The organism is Scytonema sp. UIC 10036, from assembly GCF_009725235.1.
The window spans coordinates 63,908-84,370 of record NZ_WJFC01000035.1; the positions used below are offsets into that span (position 1 = coordinate 63,908).

At 40.7% G+C, this 20,463-nt stretch carries 18 protein-coding genes and 1 pseudogene; 15 read left to right on the plus strand and 4 right to left on the minus strand.

The features are described from left to right. Positions 1-302 precede the first annotated feature (302 nt). The 3 genes from F7734_RS18445 to F7734_RS18455 all read left to right on the plus strand — a co-directional run bounded on the left by F7734_RS18445 (position 303) and on the right by F7734_RS18455 (position 2,689). Positions 303-674, plus strand: a complete 372-nt coding sequence (locus tag F7734_RS18445) for a hypothetical protein (RefSeq protein ID WP_243146953.1) — start codon at positions 303-305, stop codon at positions 672-674. 236 nt (positions 675-910) lie between these two features. After that, positions 911-1,690, plus strand: coding sequence for a transposase family protein (locus tag F7734_RS18450; RefSeq protein ID WP_166481986.1), 780 nt, complete (start codon positions 911-913; stop codon positions 1,688-1,690). Positions 1,691-2,284: 594 nt separating this feature from the next. Beyond that, the gene (locus F7734_RS18455) at positions 2,285-2,689 is read left to right on the plus strand and encodes a fasciclin domain-containing protein (RefSeq protein ID WP_155746048.1); all 405 of its coding nucleotides are present in this window, start codon (positions 2,285-2,287) and stop codon (positions 2,687-2,689) included. A 131-nt stretch (positions 2,690-2,820) separates the two neighbouring features. On the opposite strand, the gene F7734_RS18460 is transcribed toward F7734_RS18455, so the two are convergent. Beyond that, entirely contained in the window at positions 2,821-3,654 is an 834-nt protein-coding gene (locus F7734_RS18460) for a class I SAM-dependent methyltransferase (RefSeq protein WP_155746049.1), read from the minus strand. Positions 3,655-4,355: 701 nt separating this feature from the next. Here F7734_RS18460 and F7734_RS18465 point away from each other — a divergent pair. The 4 genes from F7734_RS18465 to F7734_RS18480 all read left to right on the plus strand — a co-directional run bounded on the left by F7734_RS18465 (position 4,356) and on the right by F7734_RS18480 (position 8,484). Then, positions 4,356-6,116, plus strand: coding sequence for a vanadium-dependent haloperoxidase (locus F7734_RS18465; RefSeq protein ID WP_155746050.1), 1,761 nt, complete (start codon positions 4,356-4,358; stop codon positions 6,114-6,116). Positions 6,117-6,619: 503 nt separating this feature from the next. Continuing rightward, a complete protein-coding gene (locus F7734_RS18470; RefSeq protein WP_155746051.1) occupies positions 6,620-6,847 on the plus strand; it encodes a hypothetical protein in 228 nt (75 codons plus the stop codon). 107 nt (positions 6,848-6,954) lie between these two features. Further along, positions 6,955-7,173, plus strand: coding sequence for a GNAT family N-acetyltransferase (locus F7734_RS18475; protein ID WP_155746052.1), 219 nt, complete (start codon positions 6,955-6,957; stop codon positions 7,171-7,173). A 228-nt stretch (positions 7,174-7,401) separates the two neighbouring features. Continuing rightward, positions 7,402-8,484 (plus strand): spore photoproduct lyase family protein, encoded by a 1,083-nt coding sequence (locus F7734_RS18480; protein ID WP_155746053.1) that lies wholly within the window; start codon positions 7,402-7,404, stop codon positions 8,482-8,484. Between the two features lie 372 nt (positions 8,485-8,856). On the opposite strand, the gene F7734_RS18485 is transcribed toward F7734_RS18480, so the two are convergent. Then, positions 8,857-9,780, minus strand: coding sequence for a DMT family transporter (locus F7734_RS18485; RefSeq protein ID WP_155746054.1), 924 nt, complete (start codon positions 9,778-9,780; stop codon positions 8,857-8,859). A 449-nt stretch (positions 9,781-10,229) separates the two neighbouring features. Between F7734_RS18485 and F7734_RS18495 the strand changes: the two genes are divergently transcribed. The 6 genes and pseudogenes from F7734_RS18495 to F7734_RS18520 all read left to right on the plus strand — a co-directional run bounded on the left by F7734_RS18495 (position 10,230) and on the right by F7734_RS18520 (position 15,438). Continuing rightward, on the plus strand, positions 10,230-11,711 hold the full coding sequence (locus tag F7734_RS18495; protein WP_243146954.1) for an ABC transporter ATP-binding protein: 1,482 nt from the start codon (positions 10,230-10,232) through the stop codon (positions 11,709-11,711). 92 nt (positions 11,712-11,803) lie between these two features. Further along, positions 11,804-12,376 (plus strand): annotated as a pseudogene (locus tag F7734_RS18500) (zeta toxin family protein); the annotation flags it as partial. Position 12,377: 1 nt separating this feature from the next. Then, positions 12,378-12,581, plus strand: coding sequence for a hypothetical protein (locus tag F7734_RS18505; RefSeq protein WP_155746057.1), 204 nt, complete (start codon positions 12,378-12,380; stop codon positions 12,579-12,581). Between the two features lie 59 nt (positions 12,582-12,640). Then, positions 12,641-13,666, plus strand: a complete 1,026-nt coding sequence (locus tag F7734_RS18510; protein WP_155746058.1) for an ABC transporter permease — start codon at positions 12,641-12,643, stop codon at positions 13,664-13,666. Between the two features lie 78 nt (positions 13,667-13,744). After that, positions 13,745-14,671 carry an ABC transporter permease gene (locus F7734_RS18515; RefSeq protein ID WP_155746059.1) on the plus strand — a complete coding sequence of 309 codons (927 nt, stop codon included), beginning with the start codon at positions 13,745-13,747 and terminating at the stop codon, positions 14,669-14,671. A 371-nt stretch (positions 14,672-15,042) separates the two neighbouring features. Beyond that, entirely contained in the window at positions 15,043-15,438 is a 396-nt protein-coding gene (locus tag F7734_RS18520) for a response regulator (protein WP_155746060.1), read from the plus strand. On the opposite strand, the gene F7734_RS18525 is transcribed toward F7734_RS18520, so the two are convergent. Both F7734_RS18525 and F7734_RS18530 read right to left on the minus strand, forming a co-directional pair. Next, positions 15,425-15,811, minus strand: a complete 387-nt coding sequence (locus F7734_RS18525; protein ID WP_155746061.1) for a DUF2294 domain-containing protein — start codon at positions 15,809-15,811, stop codon at positions 15,425-15,427. The genes F7734_RS18520 and F7734_RS18525 overlap by 14 nt on opposite strands. A 745-nt stretch (positions 15,812-16,556) precedes the next feature. Continuing rightward, positions 16,557-17,147, minus strand: a complete 591-nt coding sequence (locus F7734_RS18530; protein WP_155746062.1) for a superoxide dismutase family protein — start codon at positions 17,145-17,147, stop codon at positions 16,557-16,559. A gap of 375 nt (positions 17,148-17,522) precedes the next feature. Between F7734_RS18530 and F7734_RS18535 the strand changes: the two genes are divergently transcribed. Together F7734_RS18535 and F7734_RS18540 are read left to right on the plus strand one after the other, a co-directional pair. Continuing rightward, a complete protein-coding gene (locus tag F7734_RS18535; RefSeq protein ID WP_155746063.1) occupies positions 17,523-18,653 on the plus strand; it encodes an HlyD family secretion protein in 1,131 nt (376 codons plus the stop codon). Between the two features lie 169 nt (positions 18,654-18,822). Further along, positions 18,823-20,403: a diguanylate cyclase gene (locus tag F7734_RS18540; RefSeq protein ID WP_155746064.1), complete on the plus strand. Its 1,581-nt coding sequence runs from the start codon at positions 18,823-18,825 to the stop codon at positions 20,401-20,403. Positions 20,404-20,463: the final 60 nt, after the last annotated feature.

A 20,463-nucleotide genomic window follows, 5' to 3' on the forward strand; every position in this document is an offset into this window, starting at 1 on the left:
CTGTCACAATATGGAAATTACTGAGACAAACAAGACAATACAGAATAAAAATAGACATATAAAGTCAAAAAGGACATTTGAGCAAGGATGAATCAGCAAAAATGGAACCAAAGTCAGTAAACCAAAAAGTGTTTCCCAAGGGCGATCGCCAAAAAAGAATTACGTATGCATTAACTGTAGGTGCGATCGCTCTCCTAAAATTTAGGTTAAATAAGTAACCCACAAATTGAGTTAATACTTTCTATTGCAATTGGTTGCATCGTATTTACGTGGTTTCTCATGCTGTGGTTGGATGGGGAAAAATGGCTAAGAATCATATAGAACTTAGAAAGAAGAGATACTTCAAGCTCAGTTCACAAATCGCTCAGTTGGATAATGCACAATTGCATTCTCTGTTTGACAATAGTGAGTGGAATGAGTTGAGCACAGGCTGGGGAACAAATCACACCATCGACTTTGGACAATCTAAAGTCTTTGTGAAACGTGTTCGAGTTACGAACATCGAATATGACAATCTGTTCTCCACCAGAAACCTCTATAACCTGCCGACTTACTTTAATTACGGACTCGGTTCCGCTGGGTTGGGGGTTGCGGGCTTAGGGGTCTTCCGTGAACGCGATCGCGTCGAGTTGAAAGAGTTATCTCTAAGTCATAGCTTATCTGGGCTATCTTAACTGGTCAAAATCAAAGTAAAAAGAAAAACTAATAATAGCCGCGATACAAAGACGACTGCGAGTCATATCATGTTCATTCAAACATGGTATGACTACTTTTTCATTGAGAACGTTTTATCATTGTCAAACTTTTTTGTATGTCTTTTTATTCCGAAATTAAACGCCAGCTAATTGGCTCGTCCTTGCCGACTAGAACATCAAGACTTAAAAACAACCCTTCATTGAACTATAGTACTATGACTCAGGCTCCCACCAACACCATGACTGCATATTTGCAGCAAATTAGCCGGATTCCTTTGCTAACCCGCGAGCAAGAAATCGAATATGGCAAACAAGTGCAGTTAGCGATCGCATTATATGAAGTGAGAGCTAGCTTATTGGCTCGCTTAGGTCGTTTTCCAACTTATCACGAGTGGAGCGAGCAAGTTGAAATTTCTCTTGGTAGCGGCTATCCCAAAACCATTGCAAAGCTACAGCAAGCGATCACAAAAGAACTTTTGAAAGAATTTCAGTTAATCGTGGACAGTATGGAACAGCCACGGGAAAGGCCTAGCGACAATCAGGAACAGAAAGAGTATTTTTCGGGTAAGAAGAAACAACACACATTTAAAAACCAATTTATTATCCTACCAGAAGGAAAAGATATTGTCGATGTAGAGGTAGGCGAAAAGGGACCAAAAAGTGATATTAATTTGTTTCGGGAGCAACAAGAAAAGTTTGAAGCCGAGCAAATGTTTGCAGGGGATAAGGCGTATCAAAAAGGTGAGAATATTATTACCCCTCATAAGAAGCCACGAACAGCAGAATTAACGGCCAATCAAAAAGCAGAAAACAAAGAGTTTTCCGGTGAGCGCATCTTTGTTGAACACGTAATTAGAATCGTCAAAATTTTCCAGATTGCACGCCAAAGATTTCCACTGAATTCTCGAGTTTACGAGGAGGTAATTCTTACCATTTGTGGATTGGTTAGGCTGAGAATTGGTGCCTTAATTTTGCCATCTTCACCAACTTCGTAAACCTGAGGCAGGTGATGAATTAGCTATCAATATTTTTACACATAGTTGCTATCAGTAACTATCTCCAAGACTGATTCTTACGTTGGAACTGCTTAACAGTCAACGCTATCCAAAGCTTGACTCAGAGCGGGTTGTAAATTTTCGGACGAGTCTAATAACACTAATACATCTGCACCAACTAACAGTGCTTCATCACAGTTGAAAGTCATTCATGTTGGTCAGAAACCTTAATATGGCGGTTTTCAGTTGAACATAAATTAAAGTGTCATTGGTCATTTGTAAGAGTTTTAGCGTATCCTTTAGTGAATTTATGTGTAGGTTGGGTTGAGGAACGAAACCCAACACTCAAAAATCTTGTCTTTGTTGGGTTTCACTTCGTTCAACCCAACCTACTGAATCTTGCTTGTACAAAGTATAAATAGTTACCTTTTTAGTCAATGCAAGTTAGTTCAACATACTGAGGATAGATTTATAAATTTAAATGACTAAGTGAGTGTATAAAAAATATTTACTATAATTCTATCGATTTACTGTATATTTTTGAGTTCCATAATGTTACAGTATTTAACAGATTCAAGAAAACAGGTGAAACACATGGCTGACATCGTTGATACTGCTGTTAATGCTGGTTCTTTTAACACTCTAGTTGCTGCAGTTAAAGCTGCCAATTTAGTAGATACACTAAAAGGCGCTGGTCCATTCACTGTTTTTGCGCCTACAGATGAAGCTTTTGCTAAGCTTCCAGAAGGTACGGTAGACGGATTACTTCAAGACATTCCAAAGCTCACACAAATCTTGACGTATCACGTTGTTCCCGGCAAAGTGACTGCATCTGAGGTAGTTAACTTAACTTCAGCGACTACTGTTGAAGGATCGTCCGTGAAAATTGATGCTTCTAATGGTGGCGTCAAGGTGAATGACGCAACAGTTACAACACCTGATGTTGCTGCTGATAACGGTGTTATCCATGTCATTGACAAAGTGTTGCTTCCTGCATAAACGTTCATCTCATATAGTTAATTACTTAGGGGATAGCAACTACCTTTCAATATAACCAAAGTTGATCGCCTTCTCATGAGCTATAAGATCCCCGATAATTCTTGCGAAGTCGGGGATTTTTACCTTTCAATTTATGTCCAACGGACTACAGTAAATTTAGACTTAGCTTCGTGGGATAAATCGTAGTCTAGGGAGCCAAAACGCTGTTTAGACCACTCTTGTAAATCTTGAATAGCACGGGGAAAAATGTCTTCTGGAATATACCAAGAAGCACTATAAATCCTGTTTTCATAACGATTGAGCAATTCTCCTACTGTTAAATCAACTCTCCATTGAGCTGGTATAACTGTTTCTAAGGTTGCACCCTGTTCGCGTAGGGCTGCCAAGACTTCGTCTTCCGTTGCACCAAAGCGCGTGACTTGATGACCATAGCTAGCAAGGATATTTCGCCAATGTTCCTCAAAATCCAACTGAGCTGGAGTGATATCAGTTGCAGTATTCATGCGCCCGTGACTGTAAAGGTAAATTCCTCCTGGTTTTAACACTCGTCGGATTTCTGCTAGTGCCTTTTGCCAATTAGCAATGAGATGGAATACGTGTACCGTAATAGCAACATCAAAGGAGCGTTCGCTAAACGGTAAGTTAGTTGCATCGCTAGCATACAATGTGGCTCGATGATTGATGCCTTGTAGCTTGCTACGTAACTCATCTAGCATTTTCTCGGAAATATCTATACCTGTATAAGAATAGCCTTTTTGGATAATGGGTAAAGCAATTCTGCCAGTACCAATACCCGTTTCAAAGAATTGAGTATCTGGTGTAGGTGAAACTATTTTGAGAATAGTTTCAGTAATTTGTTCGGAGATACCAGGAGGTAGTCCTCGTGTTGAGTCGTAAATATCAGAGACGCGATCGAATGAAAGATTTGCCGATTGAACAGAAGCATGAGGTGATGGTTGAGTCATGTTTTCCTTTTTATGATTGACAAGTAAGATTTTCAGATTTTCTTAGAAACCCAGTTTCTTTGCAAAGAACTCACGTTTACATATCTTCAAAACAGCAAGAGCACAAACTTGTGAGTTTTATAATCTTAACTCATACCAATCTTCTATGAAGCCGCACATTATTTTTACCCCTCCTAACCTCCCCGATGGATTAAGGAGGAAACTAAATTTCCTGTTTCCCCCCTTTATAAGGGGGGATTAAGGGGGGTAAGGTTCTTTCTATTGTATTGTGACTTATATCAATTGCACCCTTGCTTTATACTACACTATAGCAATCTTTAAGTACTGTAAGTAGGGAAGACAGCCCGCCATATTATGCTTGTGGTAGGCAATGCCCGCCCTAAGTGTATCTCACAGTTTCACAAAAATAGCTTGCTTTTGATATCTTTTTATGGGATATTCTGATTTAACAAATAAAAGATACGGTTAACCCATCGACTTACAATATTTTTGAGGTAAGCTTTTGAGAAATAGTGGCTTTTATTGCGCCATTGTTGAGAGAAAGTAATAATACTTATGCAATCCTTAAAAAGGATGAAGCAAATTCAATCTGTGCGTGAAAACCACGATTGAAACTGATTTACTCGAGAGCATTGGAATAGTTTAGGGCATACGAATCTACTTCCAATAAGACTTTCCAACACAATTCAAGAAGAGAAAAAATGAATTCTAGTCAGAATACGGATAAACAAGGCAGTAAACGTTCACTGTTGAGTCAACTTAGTAGACGCTCATTTCTAGGTCGCGTTAGCGTAATAACTGCGACTGGTGTTGTGGGTGGAGTTATGGCTCCTCTTTTCTCATCAGTGAAGAAAGGAAATATTGTCTTTGCACAAGAACAAGGCAAGCGTGTCAGAACCTTCAACTATGGCAATTTTGTTCAGAAAGCCTATCAAGTACGTGTTGAAGCAGCCAAAAATTTGCTAGAGACCTCTGTTCCGCCACATCCGACTAATGGAGATGAAGAACGTTATCCTAACAAAATCGCAACTGATACTAGAGGATTGCCCCACGATGAAAGAGGTGAAGTCCAAATTGAAGCTTATAATTCTTTCATTAAAGCATTAACAACGCAAAATCCAGACGACTTTGAAAATATTATTTTAGGTGGTGGAAGAAAATTAGTGAATCCTCAAGGACCTTTAGCAATCAGCCTTGAAGGAATCAATGCAGCTCAAGTAGCGACCCCAGTCCCACCAACTTTGGATAGTGCGGAACAAGCGGCTGAGGCAGTTGAGCTCTACTGGGCTGCTTTACTGCGAGAAGTTCCTCTTAGAGAGTTCCAAAATGACACTGACAATCCGAAAATCTTAGCAGCAATTGAAGACCTCAACAAACTGTCAGCATTTCGAGGTCCAAAAGACAATGGCGTTATTACCCCTCAAACCCTGTTTCGTGCTAGTGTCAACTATGTTGACAAAAACGATCCATCAGGCAAAACAACAAAATACGTTGTCCCACCTGGTGTAACAGAGGGTCCTTTCGTTTCACAGTTTTCGTTACTAGATATTCCTTTAAACACTCAGTTTATTTCTCCCCTAATTCGTACTGCTCTTCCTGGCAATGAGTTCCTGACCGATTACAACGAGTGGTTGACAGTCCAGAATGGAGGCAGTTCAGGCAAATCTATTAGATTCGATCCAACGCGCCGTTACATTTCCAGTATACGCGACATTGTTGAGTACGGACGTATTAATGGTGCTCTATTCTATGGAGTCCTGGCGACTCTCGGTGGTATTGGCGCACCCTTGAATCCAAGCAACCCCTATATCAACTCCAGAACTCAAGTGGGTTCAGCTGCTACATTTGCAGCAGCGCACTTCCAAGCCTTGCTCCTCCTAGCTCCTTCGCGGGCAATCAGAGCCTCTTATTGGGGTAAGTTTTACTTACATCGTCGTTTGCGACCAGAAGCCTATGGTGGTTTAGTCTACAATAAGCTCATCAACAAAATTGATTACCCAATTCATTCTGAGTTATTAAATTCCAGAGCTTTAGCTGAGAGTTTTAACACCTTTGGTACCTATTTATTACCCCATGCATACCCAGAAGGAGCACCGTTTCATTCCGCCTACACTGCTGGTTCTGCTTCTACTGCTGGTGTCTCAGTCACACTGTTGAAAGCGTTCTTTGAAGAGGACTTTGTTATTCCCAATCCTGTGGTACCCGATCCCAACGATCCTACAAAAGTGATTCCTTACAGAGGAGTACCACTCACAGTAGGTGGCGAGTTGAACAAGTTCGCAGTTAATTATACTTTTGGTCGTTCTCTTGCTGGTATCCACTGGCGTTCTGATATTGCAGCTGGCTTAGCTTTGGGAGAAGAAGTTGCTATCAGCATCCTTAGAGATGAAAGGCTAGGTTTCAATGAAAGATTTGACGGCTTCACATTTACCAAGTTTGACGGTACGAAAATCACCGTATAAATTTTTTGATTTGTAAAAAGTTTTAGGTAAAGTAGGGTGGGCATTGCCCACCTTTTGACTTTGATTGGCATTGCATACCCTACCTTATACGAACCTATCCCACTAATGCCAAAATATGGTAATCTCTTCCTGTACAAGAAGGATGTATTTGTTTATGGCTGGGCGTTTTGAAGGACTAAGTGACCTTGAATGGAAGCTTTTTGATGATGTATTCCCCACATGATAGCTTAAGCAGCTAAGGCTAACATTAAGGAGATTTGATAGGGATAGAACCCTAGAAGTAACCTTGTGAAGGAAGTTTCATCACTTTGGCACTATCAAACTATACAAATGCTTGCGTTTGAAGGAGTCAAGGAATCGATACTAAGGATGTGCAGTTTTTGTCCTGTACACACTCGGGAAACCCGAAGGGACGAGCGCGCTTACTCACCGCTGCGGTTTGGACTAAGTTATAAAGGGGGCACAAGACACGGATTTAGTATTACTTCAAAATCAGTATCGTTATGAGTTACCTTAAAACCCGAAGAACAACAGCTTCAGACTTCAACTTTATCTACGACTTACATCGGCAAGTTTTTTATTCCTATATTGAACAAACATGGGGATGGAAAGAAGAATTCCAGTTCAATGAAATGCGAGAAGATGGTTCTTCCGTACTTAGTGGGCTAATTTCATCTAAAACTTTTTTGACAGCTTTGTGTAGTCAGCTTTTTAAGCATTATCTAAGCTAGATCGATCCATAAAGCACTTAATCACCGCATTGAAATCCCATACAATCAGGTTCAGATACGAAGCTTATTGATAATTTAGCCCACTAAGTACGGAAGAACCAAACGAATTGTTTATTACTTATCTGGCTATTTTGCCTGCTTATCAAAGGCAAGGTTTTGGCAGTCAGCTTGTTGGCAATGTATTGGAACAAGCTGCTAAAAGAGGAATTCCAGTCAAGTTAAATGTGATAAGAGTCAATCCAGGCAGAGCGTTTTACGAGGGTCTTGGATTCAAGGTGACGGGTGGTGATAAAGCTCTATTGTTGATGGAATGGCGCAGTAGTTGATACGCGTTAGATACCGTACAGTGACCAATGACCATTTACAACATAAAACCACTACTTCTAATTGGGGTAAACCGTACTAAATATAGAAATAAAATTAATTTTTCCTCCTTTACAATAGAGATATGTCAGCAAGAAAACTATTATTCAAAACTCTTCATTAATTCGCTCGCAATAATATTCTATTTTTCCCCCTATTCCCTACTCCCTATTCCCTACTCCCTCATTGAAATGATAGCAAATACTATCTCAACACCAAAAGCACCTTCTGTGCGAGAACCGAAATTATGGATGCCAGAACGAGTGTTGTTTACACCTGCCGCTCTTGATGAACGCTGGGGACAGCAAATTCTCAAACGACTGCAGTCTTACAACTTACCCATTGAAGAGTTACCGCGAAATCGCCTTACGGGTTTGCGTGGTGAATCCGAACGTGAAACTTATGATATCGCTAAGCGTACTCTTGCGGTTGTGACTGCTCCGCCTAGTTCCTTCAAGCTTAGCCCCATTCCTCCATCAGCTGATTGGCAATTTCACATTGCAGAAGGTTGTCCGGCGCACTGTCAGTACTGCTATTTAGCAGGAAGCTTGCAAGGTCCACCAGTGATTCGCGTGTTTGCTAACCTACCTCAAATATTAGAGAATTTGGCAGCATACGAGCAACCAGGTAAAGCAACTTCTTATGAAGCAAGCTGTTATACCGATCCCTTGGGTATTGAACATCTCACAGGTAGTCTTGCTGAATGCATTCGCTATTTTGGGACTCGCGAACGCGCCTATTTACGGTGTGTATCTAAGTTTGATGCGGTGGATGAACTTCTTGAAATACCACATAACGGTCATACTCGCTTTCGCATGAGTGTAAATGCTGCCCCTGTTTCTGGTCGATTTGAAGGTGGGACTGCATCAGTACCATTACGACTTATGGCATTGCGAAAGTTAGCATTACCACAAGAGCGAGGTGGTGGCGGTTATCCCGTAGGTTTGGTCATTGCGCCAATTATGCTTCTAGACGATTGGCAGTCTTCTTACGATCGCTTGTTTAACCAGATAAGTGAAGCGTTAGATTTTGATTGTGACCTCACTTTTGAACTGATTTCGCACCGCTTTACACCAGGATCAAAGGAAGTTTTACAAACTTGGTATCCCCAATCAAAGCTAGACATGGACGAGGAAAAGCGCAGTGTTAAACGAAATAAATTTGGTGGAACAAAGTATGTTTATGACGCTGACACAATGAAGACTTTGCGCCGCTATTTTGAAAATGAGATTCAACGGCGTTTTCCAAAAGCCAAAATTCTTTATTGGACTTAGAGCCAGTATTCATAATATTGTGATTCGGAACGAGATTTATAATATACGTAGGTTGGGTTGAGGAACGAAACCCAACATGACTTCTCTTGATATTATGCCAAAAACCCAGTCTATTATGACTGGGCTTTCGATTGGGGGTAAGTCCCCTTCTGTTCGTTATATAAGTGTTATAAGGTTTCGGTATAAGTTGCATATCTAATAGTGTCTACTACTCATGGCATAACCATTCCGGAAAAAGACCAACTATTTTTTCCCCTAAAAAATAAAGTGTGAAGCTTAGAAAATGCAAGAATCCCCAAAAACTAAGGGTTACACCAAACAGGAAGGATGAAAAAATTTATCTTTCATCCTTTATCCTTTATCTTTTCTTCATTATACGTGTCCCAATAATAACCCAATTCCCGCATAGGCAATGAGAACGCCTTGAATAGCACGGTAACTGACTTTCTCACCCATCCACATAGCAATTGGGAGAATAAAGGCGGGGCTTGTAGCACAGAGTGCTTGCGCCACTCCTGTCGCCGTGTACTTGAAGGCAGTTTGTTGCAAGCAACCACCCACAAAGGTTCCAAAAAAAGCACTTACAACAACTGTACCCATTGGTAATCCACTGAACATCTTTTGCTGTTGTCTGCGCGGGGAATGCTTTCTTTTTTGTAGAAAATACCACAGTAACAGTACTGCAACTCCTGCACTTAGCCGCAATACAGTACTCCATAAAGGATTGATACTCGTTTGAGTTAAAGCAGCCCTGGATAGAACCGCTCCAATAGCCTGTGCTACAGATGCTAAAACACCGTATATAATTCCTGTTTGCAATTGGGGAGATCGTTTGTTATGACTCTGTTCAGAACTCTGTTCACTTATGACCCAAGCGACTCCAACAAGAGTTACTCCCATACCCAACCAGTTAATGAGACTGAGGCTTTCATGCAAGTAAGTAAATGCCAATAAAGCAGAGAAAGGAGAAGTTAATGTTTGTAAAAGCAAAGTCCGTCTGGGACCAAGACAGTAAAGTGATTGAAAATAACAAGTATCGCCGAAACAAATGCCTATCACACCGCTTAACAACAAAAACCCTATACTAACAGGATTTAAAATTGGGAAACTCATGCCTTGCCAAAGTAAAGTTAAGGTAATAGCGACAATTCCAATAGACCCTTTAAGTATGGTCATTTTCCAGGGAGAAATTTTTTGACCCAACCCGTTATCAACAATAGCAGTGCATGCCCAAATTGAAGCAGCGCTAAGTGCTGCAATTTCTCCTAGGGAATTTATTAATAAATTGAAAAACATAAAAAATCAAGACAAATGTAAATAGGAACTACGTGTCTAATTCGGTAAAAATTTTTCCGAAAGATAAATTCTATATTTTGCTAATTTCTTGAATTGAAAGAATTCATATAGTTGAAATCAGTATTTAGCATTATGGTTCAAGATTCGGACACTGGACTGAGGATGAATACTGATATTTTTCAAGATAAAAGATACTAGTAGTCCACCACAATGATTTCGATCGGCTGTCATCTCGTTCCCAGGCGGAGCCTGGGAACGAGATGGCTTGACTGCTCCTAAATGAACCACTAGTCATGCTCGAAAATTGTGAAATTTGCTTTGCAAGGCAAAATTTCTCATAATTGGAAAAAATCATGCATTTTAGTTCGGAGTTCCCCTTCAGTGTTCTAATTTGTAACAAACTTGTGCAATCTTGTAATTAAGATGACTTGTATTGATAAAGTGTAAAGATGCCGTACTTGTGCTTGGAAAAAATTACCAAAAGCTTTGGCTCATTCGTAGCTAATGAAAACATTAGCTTTAGTGTTGAATCTGGAACAATTCACGCCATCTTGGGTGAAAATGGCGCAGGCAAGACTACGTTAATGAATATTATCAGTGGTTGTTATCAACCGGATGCCGGACAGATATATTTGCAGGGAAAATCGGTCAAAGTTACCTCTCCTAGTGCAGCTATTCAACTGGGTATTGGCATGATTCATCAACACTTCATGCTAGTTCCGCAGTTAACCGTTACAGAAAACATCATTTTGGGGACATCAAATAGCTGGCGTCTCAATTTACGTCAAAAACAGCAAGAAATAGCAGTTCTGTCCCAAACTTACGGGTTGGAAGTCGATCCAACTGCTAAAGTGGGAAGTTTACCAGTGGGAGTGCAGCAGCGAGTTGAAATTCTCAAAGTTCTCTATCGTAACGCAAAACTATTAATTCTTGATGAACCTACAGCAGTCTTAATACCCTCGGAAGTAGAATCTTTAATGGCGACTCTGCGACAGCTAGCAGTGAGGGGACACATCATTATTTTTATCAGTCACAAGCTGGATGAGGTTATGAGCTTGTGCGATACAGTCACGGTGTTGCGTCGGGGAAAAGTAGTCGCGAATACAACTACTCAAGAGATAACCGCCCAAGAATTAGCTGAATTGATGGTTGGGCGTGAGGTGGCTCTAAAGTTAGAAAAATTAGCTGCAATACCAGGGAAGGTTGTATTGTCAGCACAAGGATTATGTGTTAAAGATGACCGAGGTGCGATCGCGGTTCGGAATGTCTCATTTGAACTGCGTGCAGGGGAAGTTTTGGGAATTGCAGGGGTAGATGGTAATGGACAGCGAGAATTGGCTGATGCATTGACTGGTTTGCGAACTCTGATGCAGGGAAAAATTGCGTTCAGTTCAGATTCTTTGTCACAAAGGATTGTAGGGTATATTCCAGAAGATAGGCAGAAAATGGGTTTGGTATTGCAGTTTAATATTGCCGAAAATCTCATTTTGAAAGCTTTTAGGAAATTGCCCTTCTGTCGTCGCTTTTTGTTACAGGGTAAAGCGATAAAGAATCATGCCAAGTCTGCTATGCAAGAGTTTGATATCCGAGCAAATAGCGAAGCCGTCAAAGTCAGCCAGCTTTCAGGGGGAAATCAACAAAAAGTTGTACTAGCAAGGGAACTTGCACGGGAACCAATGTTCATTGTAGCGATGCAACCAACACGGGGGCTGGATGTGGGTGCAACCGAAGCAGTACAACAACGATTGTTAGCCCAACGCGATCGCGGTGCTGCTATTTTGTATATCTCCACTGAGTTAGAGGAAGTCATGGCAATGAGCGATCGCATTGCGGTGATGTATGGAGGTGAGTTTTGTTGCTATTTTGATCACAGGAACTGCCACTGCAGCGAGAAATGGGTTTTTCAATGGGAGGGGGCAAGAGGGGCATAAGGACAAGGGGACAAGGGGACAAGGGACAAGGGGGACAAGGCAGAGAGTAAGATGTATGGAGCTTAACTTGGTATACGTCACAAAGAACGGAAGGAGATATGCCGAGTCTATACGTTATAGGTGGTGCAAATGGTTCGGGAAAAACTACTGTTGCAATGAACTTATTACCAAATTTTCTGGAGTGTTTTGAGTATGTGAATGCAGATTCTATTGCAGTTGGGCTTTCACCTCTCAATTCAGAATCCATGGCTATTGAAGCAGGAAGGTTGATGATTCAAAGATTGCGATCGCTGTCAGAATCAGGCAGTGATTTTGCTTTTGAAACGACTCTTGCAGCAAAAACTTTTGCATCATTTATTGCTAATTGTAGAGCAAAGGGTTACACGATTAACCTAATTTATTTCTGGCTGCCAAGCCCTGATTTAGCAGTAGAACGAGTAGCGAGACGAATTGCTAGTGGTGGACATTCTATTCCAGAAGATGTCATTCGCAGGCGCTACGAGCGAGGACGGAAAAATCTAGTTTCCTTGTACTTGCCCTTGTGTGATGGTTGGATGGTTTACGATAACTCTAGTTCGCTCCCCAGACTAGTGGGTGAACGTATTATTAATCAACTGCCCATAATATACGAAAATGAAATTTGGAACCAGATTACGGAGGCATAACATGAACGAAGAAGAAATGAAAACTCTGCATAGAAAAATTGATGCTGGAGTCAAAGCAGCAATTGCTGAAGCGATTGAAAGACACCGTAAGTTAGGTCAATCGATTAGTATCATGCAGGATGGTAAAGTGGTAACTTTAACTGCTGAGGAAATCCCGCAAGTTCAACATCAATTATCCGTCTTACCAATGACAAATGACAAATGACCAATTGCTAATGGCTAATTGCTAATGGCTAATGACAAATGACCAATGACAAATGACCAATGACAAATGACAAACGACTCATTTTATCCCCTGTAATCGCGATCGCCGCAGCATTGCTTGTTGGTGCAATTCTTATTCTCATTGCTGGAGCAAATCCTATTGCTGCTTACACGGCTTTGTTTCAGGAGTCTGTCACAACATACTTTGGCTTTGGCAACACCCTCACCAAAATGGCACCATTACTGTTAACAAGTTTGGGGGTGTTAGTAGCTCTACGTGCCGGTCAGTTTAATATTGGTGGAGAAGGGCAAATTTATCTTGGTGCTTTAGGAAGTGCTTTAGTAGGGTTGTACGTTACAGGATTACCTTCATGGATTCATATTCCTTTAGCACTGAGTTCTGGGTTTTTGTTTGCGGCAGTTTGGGGTTGGATACCGGGTTATCTTAAAGCCGTGCAAGGAGTGAATGAAGTTATCTCGACTTTGCTGTTGAACTACATTGCTTTTAACTTTATTAGTTATCTCGTACAAAATCCCCTAAAAGCACCCAACGCACCCAGCCCCTATTCGCCAGAAATTGCTCGGTCTGCTTATTTACCCATAATTTTACCAGACAGTCTTGCTCATGCAGGAATTTTACTAGCGTTACTAGTTGCAGGGATTGTCTGGGTATTGTTAGTACTCTCACCGTTTGGCTATCAAATTGCTGCTGTGGGATTTAATCCTGTTGCTTCCCGTTACAGTGGTATTTCTGTAGAACGCACAATTATGCTAGTTATGGCACTAGCGGGTGGTTTGGCTGGGTTAGCAGGTGCAATTGAGGTGATGGGAGCAAAATATCGCCTGTATGAAGTTGTTTCCCCTGGTTATGGATTTGATGCGATCGCCATAGCCTTCCTCAGTCGTGGGAGTGTAACAGGTGTTGTGTTCGCTTCTCTCTTCTTTGGTGCTCTCAGGAGTGGTGCGAATGTGATGCAGCGTAGTGCAGGAGTACCCGTAACAGTGGTTTATGTCATTCAAGGTTTGACCGTGCTGTTTATTGCTGTTAGTCTGGCAGTAGAAGGAAAAATCAGAGCTAATGGCTAATGGCTAATGGCTAATGGCTAATAGAAAACTGACAATTAGCAATTAGCAATTAGCAATTAGCAATTAGCAATTAACAAAATGATTAACTTCTTTTCCGATTATCTAGTGTCTAGCCTCCGCCTTTCAGTACCTCTTGCATTTGCGGCGCTGGGAGGGCTGTTCTCAGAAAGAGCGGGGGTACTGAATATTGCTTTGGAAGGAATGTTGTTGATTGGTGCTTTTACGAGTGCAGCTGCAACTTTTTACACTGGTAATGTCTGGATTGGTGTGATTGCTGCTATCTGTATTGGAGGATTGACGGGATTACTTCATGCTTTTTTATCTGTGACTTTATACGTGAATCAGTTAGTTTCTGGACTCGCAATCAATCTGGTTGCTGCTGGTTTAACGTCATTTCTGTCTCGATTGGTATTTGGTGGTGGAAATGCTCAAGGTATTGCAGGAATTAACCCAATAAGGGTTCCCCTTCTTGCAGATATTCCAGTTATAGGAGCTTTGCTGTTCCGACAAGATGTTCTCGTCTACTTACTGTTTCTCTTAGTTTTTTTAAGTACATATATACTGTTTCACACTAGCTCCGGTTTAACCTTACGAGCAGTTGGCGAATACCCCAGTGCTGCTGATACATCGGGAGTTTCAGTACAACGAGTACGTTACTTGGCTGTTATAACCAGTGGTTGTCTGGTGGGGTTAGGTGGTGCTTACTTAAGTTTAGTGCAAGTCAAATACTTTGCTGAAGGAATGAGCGCAGGCAAAGGTTTTATTGCCATTGCAGCACTTATCTTTGGTCGCTGGAATCCTATAGGAACGGCTTTAGCTTGTTTGTTATTTGGCGCAACTGAGGCTTTACAGTTACGAATTCAAGCATTAGGTGCAAACCTTCCCTATCAGTTTTTAATTATGCTGCCCTATGCGATCGCGCTTTTTGCCCTAATGGGAAAAAAGAACAGATCTACTCCTCCTGCTGCTTTGGGCGTACCTTATTGGAGAGACGGCGAAAGATAAGTTGTTATGTATGGACTTTTGCAGGGGAAAGACAGTCACGATGAAAAAATTTCACTCTCAAGAATGAAAATCCCTCTTCCCTACTCCCCATCCCTAACCCGTTGGAAAAAAATTTTTCAATAACCTCTTGACTAATTGTCTGTTTAAGATAATTATATTTGCTTGATGCTGCCACTAGTCTGCTGCATTCTTCCCTAAAAATTAGCGCAGATACAGTACCTAGTGAGTCACAGGCGAGTCTATCTATAATTTAGCCGCTCACAGCCGCTTGAAAGGAGCCTCGTACATCATTCTCAAAGAACAGATTCACTAAAAAGTTTTTTAGTGAATTAAGTATTGATGTATAGTCTTTTCAAAGGCAACATTTATCTATGGATAGACAGCCATTAGTTTTGGTTGTAGAGCAAAATCTACACTATTTAGAACTGCTAAACTCTTACTGTAAGATACTGAAGTTGCCATGCATTTGTGCAAAACAAGGAATAAAGGCTTTAATCTTGGCACAAACACATCAACCAGACTTAATTTTACTAGATCCCGATCTAGCAGATTTGAGTGGATTTCAAGTCATTCATTACTTGAAGCACAATGAGAGAACGATGCCAATTCCTATTCTTGGAATGATAACTTCAATAAGAGAACAAGATGGAAATAGTCTGCTTTTTGCAGGTGCCGATCGCTATATTAGTAAACCTTTCCATCTTCACGAGTTAAAAGTAGCTATAAATTGCTATTTTACTCACTTGAAATTCTCTAATTCGCTTTAGGAATACACTCACGATTCCGTACTTCTGGTAACTCTTCTAAAACAACTAAAATACCAGTGCGTCCTGTGGCTAAGCTTGTGTTACTTATTAAATCAATAACAGATTTCTTAATGACTTCTTCAATTAAAATTTTGATTTGAGGACTGATAATTTTGTTTAAATTTATTCGCACCTGTTCGGCTAAAAGATCGCAACCTGCTCTATTTAAAACTTGTTCGGTACGGGTTACGGAATTTTCTATAGAAATTGCTAATTCCGTATCAAAAAATTGACATATGATTCTACCTGGATGATGTCCTAGCTCCTTATTGTAAAAGGAGCGGAGGCGATTTGTTATTTCTCTTTCTAGTTCTCCAATTGTAGGTTTAGACATTTCTTCTACTAAAATCAAAATAGTTACCTGAGTAAAATATAAACGATTTATAATTAAAAATATCAGCGTTGAGCAATGTATAAATAATCGTATTAAATAACTATATTAGTTAAAATAGTCAAGAAAGTAGATTGCTATTTTGTGATATCTCTTTCATAAGATAGAAGAATTTTAATAGATGTTTGAATACGCAATTGTCTAGCAAAAGCTTTATATGGTACTCCCTTTACACCCTAGAATTTCCGATTTTTGTCAACAGGGCTATGCCGCATAACAGCAAACATACGGTATAACCCCTACTGATAAGAGGACAAACGCAAGTAAGTTGTAAGTTTAGGAATCAAAGAGAACCACTGTATATATATTTTTTCTTAATTACGTATACCAAAATAATATTTGTATGATTTTTTACTTTATGACAATCGAAAACTAAAATCACTTACACATCAATATCAGCTATATGGATATTATAGCTTTGCGTGAAGTGTTTGTGTTACAATATGAAACTTATGATAATTTTTTCTAGAAATCAACTTTTGTAAAGTATTAAATTTTACGGCTTGGAAAAATACTCTATCGATCCTAAATTTTGGGCATTTGGCTAATGGTTCGCCACATTAATTCTGATGGGCAGATGGACAGACTCCCCACTCTCGTTCTACCTGGGAATGCAAAGAGCGAGGCGGAGCCTCTAGTAAGGCATTCCCAGGCAGAGCCTGGGAACGAGGTGGTAAATATCAGAGATTTAAGTATTAAATGTTATCACTCCACAGGCTATCCGTCCTCCACCTGCTTGTGCTGCTTGCGCCCCAGCTTGTTGTAAATCCTGCAATTGGTGAATAATAATTGCACTGCCATTATCGTCAAACACACTGACAGGGCTTTCACGTAGGGTTACGCGACTGGTTACTACATTGTATTTTGCATAACCGTTTTCATCTACTACTAGGTTTGGCAAATCACCTAAATGGTACGGGTGGTTTGCTTCCACGGGAAGTTCCGAACCAAAAGGACCGGGGTCAAAGTGTCCGCCACTAGTGCTGAAAGCAGGTTGGGCATTTAGATCGCACGTGCCTGCGGAATGAATGTGAAGTCCATGCAAACCGGGCGTCAGTACAGCTGGATCTCCTTGGATCTCACCTTTAATTTGTACAGATCCATCTTTTCGCTCTATGAAAAATAAAGTACCAGTAATGTTTGTACCTTCAATATAGGTTTGTGCTACTGGCAGAGTCCACGCTACGCTCGTTTGTGTGACTACAAGTTGGCTAACTATTATCAAGCCAAGAGTCACTCCAAGGACAAATAAATATTTAATCGGTAATTTAATCTTCATGACTTGTTGTGGTGACGATAAATTATTTGAGTAGGTTGGGTTGAGCAAAGCGCAAAATCGAACCTACATTGAGGTTTGCTTGGACGTTAACATTAACTGTATTAATTTAGATAGTACCTTGTGTAGGTATATTTCCGTTTGACATAAATTTAGCAAAATAGATCCGAGAAAAACACATTGCGTGTTGTCTGTGAATTGCGGACTTAAAACTCAGGACAAAAGTGAATTGGGTATTTTTGGAACAAGTGAAGTACTGAGCACGTCCTGAAAGCGGACAACAATCGCTTCATCTCTGACTACTGAGATACTGACGATTGTTACTACTTATAAATCTGGTTAAAAAAACCGCTATCGTTGCTTAGACAAAGGTTGCTAATGGAAAGCCTAAATTCTTCACAACAAACCCAGCAAGTGACAGGACTCAACGAACAAACAACTCTAGTGTCGCAGCAAGAGGCGATCGCTACCAATTCTGCTCAGACAAAAACTCATCACAAAAAATCTGCCTCGTCCTCCACGAGCCATATGTTCCCTAAAGTGACAATTGGCGTGTTGTTAGGGACCGGAGCGATCGCTTCTGGAATGTACGCCTACCGTTCGTGGCAGTTTGCTCAAAAATATCAAGTCACTGACAACGCTTTTATCACGGCAAATATTCAACCTGTCACATCACGTATATCAGGCATAGTTACTGAAATTGCTGCAAATGATAATCAAATGGTATCCCCCGGATCGGTATTGGTAAAACTCGATTCCCGTGACTATGAAGTCTCTTTGTCTCAAGCAAAAGCGTCTTTAGAGTTAGCCAAACAACAAGCTTCCCAGGTACGGGAAAATATGAAAGCTGTGGCAATGAACACAATTAAAATACCCGAACCCGTCGCAACAAAACCTGCAAAAAAAGGAGCACAGGCGGTTAACTCAACTAACAAGAAACAACAAGTCAAACAACCAGAACGCATACAGAAAGTCTCGCAGTTGACACCCGCTAACCCACAAAAAGAAATTGAAGAGCAAAAGTACAAAACAGCACTCGCTGCGATCGCGCAAAAAGAAGCTGAGTTAAAAAAAGCACAACTTGAGCTATCCTACACTAAGATTACTGCCCTTCTGCCTGGAAAAGTAGGTAACAAAAACGTTCAAATAGGACAGCAGGTACAGCCGGGACAAACCTTAATTACAGTTGTGCAACCCAATCCTTGGATTGTGGCTAACTTTAAGGAAACACAGTTAGAAAAAATACAGCCCGGTCAAAAAGTGGATATCAAGATGACAGCTTTTCCCAGTCACAAATTTCGTGGTACGGTAGAGAGTATGTCTCCCACTTCTTTTGGTAGATTTACTCCTTTGCCACAAGAGAGTAACACACCATTATCGACAAAAAATTTGGATGAGCAAAGAATACCTGTCAAGATAGTGTTTGAACCTGAAAGCATTCGCGGTTTTGAATCGCGGTTAACTCCCGGAATGTCAGCAACTGTTACAATTGACATTAAAAGTAAGTAAGCGAAAGTAAAAACCGACATCAACGGTTACAGGTATAGTCTAAATCCTTACCAATGACAATGCTAATTAGCTAATTTTAATTGTGATGACTAAGGTGTTTTTTAAGAATGATGTTAAGATGGTGCAACCTTAACTCTTTCTTTAGAGTAACACCTTTGCTCTGACTGCAATGTTCATTCAAAACCAGGAATTTAATAGTAATGCAAACCTGGCTGTTCTGGAGGGTACAGAAGCCCTAAAAAATGATGCAAATATATTGATTGTTGATGACAATATTGATAACCTTGCTCTACTCTCTACTATTCTTAGTCAAGAAGGGTACAAAGTTCGGAAAGCAATAAGTGGTGAAGTCGCGTTAAAAGCAATTTTCTTAGAACCGCCCGATCTCATTTTACTGGACATTAAAATGCCAGGGATAAACGGGTATGCTGTTTGTATGCAGTTAAAAGCATCTCCCCAAACTCGTGAAATTCCCATTATCTTCTTAAGTGCTTTGGATGAAGCAATAGATAAAATCAAAGCCTTTGAGGTTGGAGGTGAAGACTACATTACCAAACCATTCCTAGCAGAAGAAGTTTCGCTCCGGATTCGCTATCAACTTAAAATTCAACAGCAAAGGCAACAACTTAAGGAACACAATCGGAGGTTGCAAAAGGAGATTCAAGAGCGAAGGCAAGCTGAAGCAGCAACTCAACTGTTATTAACCACAATTCATGCAGTTCATCAAGCATCTGATTTCAACCATGCTTTGTCAATCCTTGTGTGTAAAGTACGTCAAGCTATTAACTGGGACTACGGCGAAGCTTGGATTTTAGATGACCGTACCACTACTTTACAACTGAGTCAAACGTGTCACGATCCAATGCACGATCTATCACTCCAGCAATTTCATCAGGCGAGATTAAACATAACCTTTACTGATGGTGTCGGATTGCTGGGTCGGGTTTGGGTCACTCAGCGATTGGAGTGGATTGAAGATGTTTCACAAAAACAAGCGCCTGTTTTTCTGCGGACGGAAGCCGCAATTCGTGCTGGGTTGAAAGCGGCTTTTGGTGTGCCCATTGTGTTGCAGGAGCGAGTGCTTGCTGTTTTGGTTTTTTTCAGGCGATCGCCATTACCTTACGATCCGAAGTTAGTGCAATTGGTCAATGCTGTTGCGATTGAACTGGCTGAATTTATACAACGAAAGCAAACAGAAGAAGCTTTGATACGCACGAATCAGGAACTACAGCGTTTGGCTACCCTGGATGGGTTAACACAAGTAAACAACCGTCGCTGCTTTGATGAAGCACTCGAACGGGAATGGCAAAGGCTTCAACGCAGACAAGCTTGCTTGGCTTTAATTCTCTGCGATATTGATTATTTTAAGTTATATAACGATTGCTACGGTCATGTAGCAGGTGATAGTTGTCTTAAAGAAGTCGCCAAAGCGATCGCTTCTACGTGCAAACGTCCGGGAGATTTAGTAGCTCGCTATGGTGGAGAAGAATTTGCTGTACTGCTACCCGATACTGATGTGGAAGGAGCTATTTACATAGCACAGCAGATTCGACAGCAAGTTGCTAAGCTAGCGATTCCCCATGCAGCTTCTACAGCTAGTACTTATGTGACACTTAGTATGGGGATTGCTAGTTTGATTCCCACAGTGGAGTGTTTGCAGGAAAAGCTCATCATTGCTGCCGATCGAGCATTGTACAAAGCAAAGGCACAAGGACGCGACACATATCATATATCATTTGCCACAAGTTAAAAGTAAGTAAAATTTGTCAATACGTCTTTGAGTAGAAATAAAGTTAAATAAAAATGATAA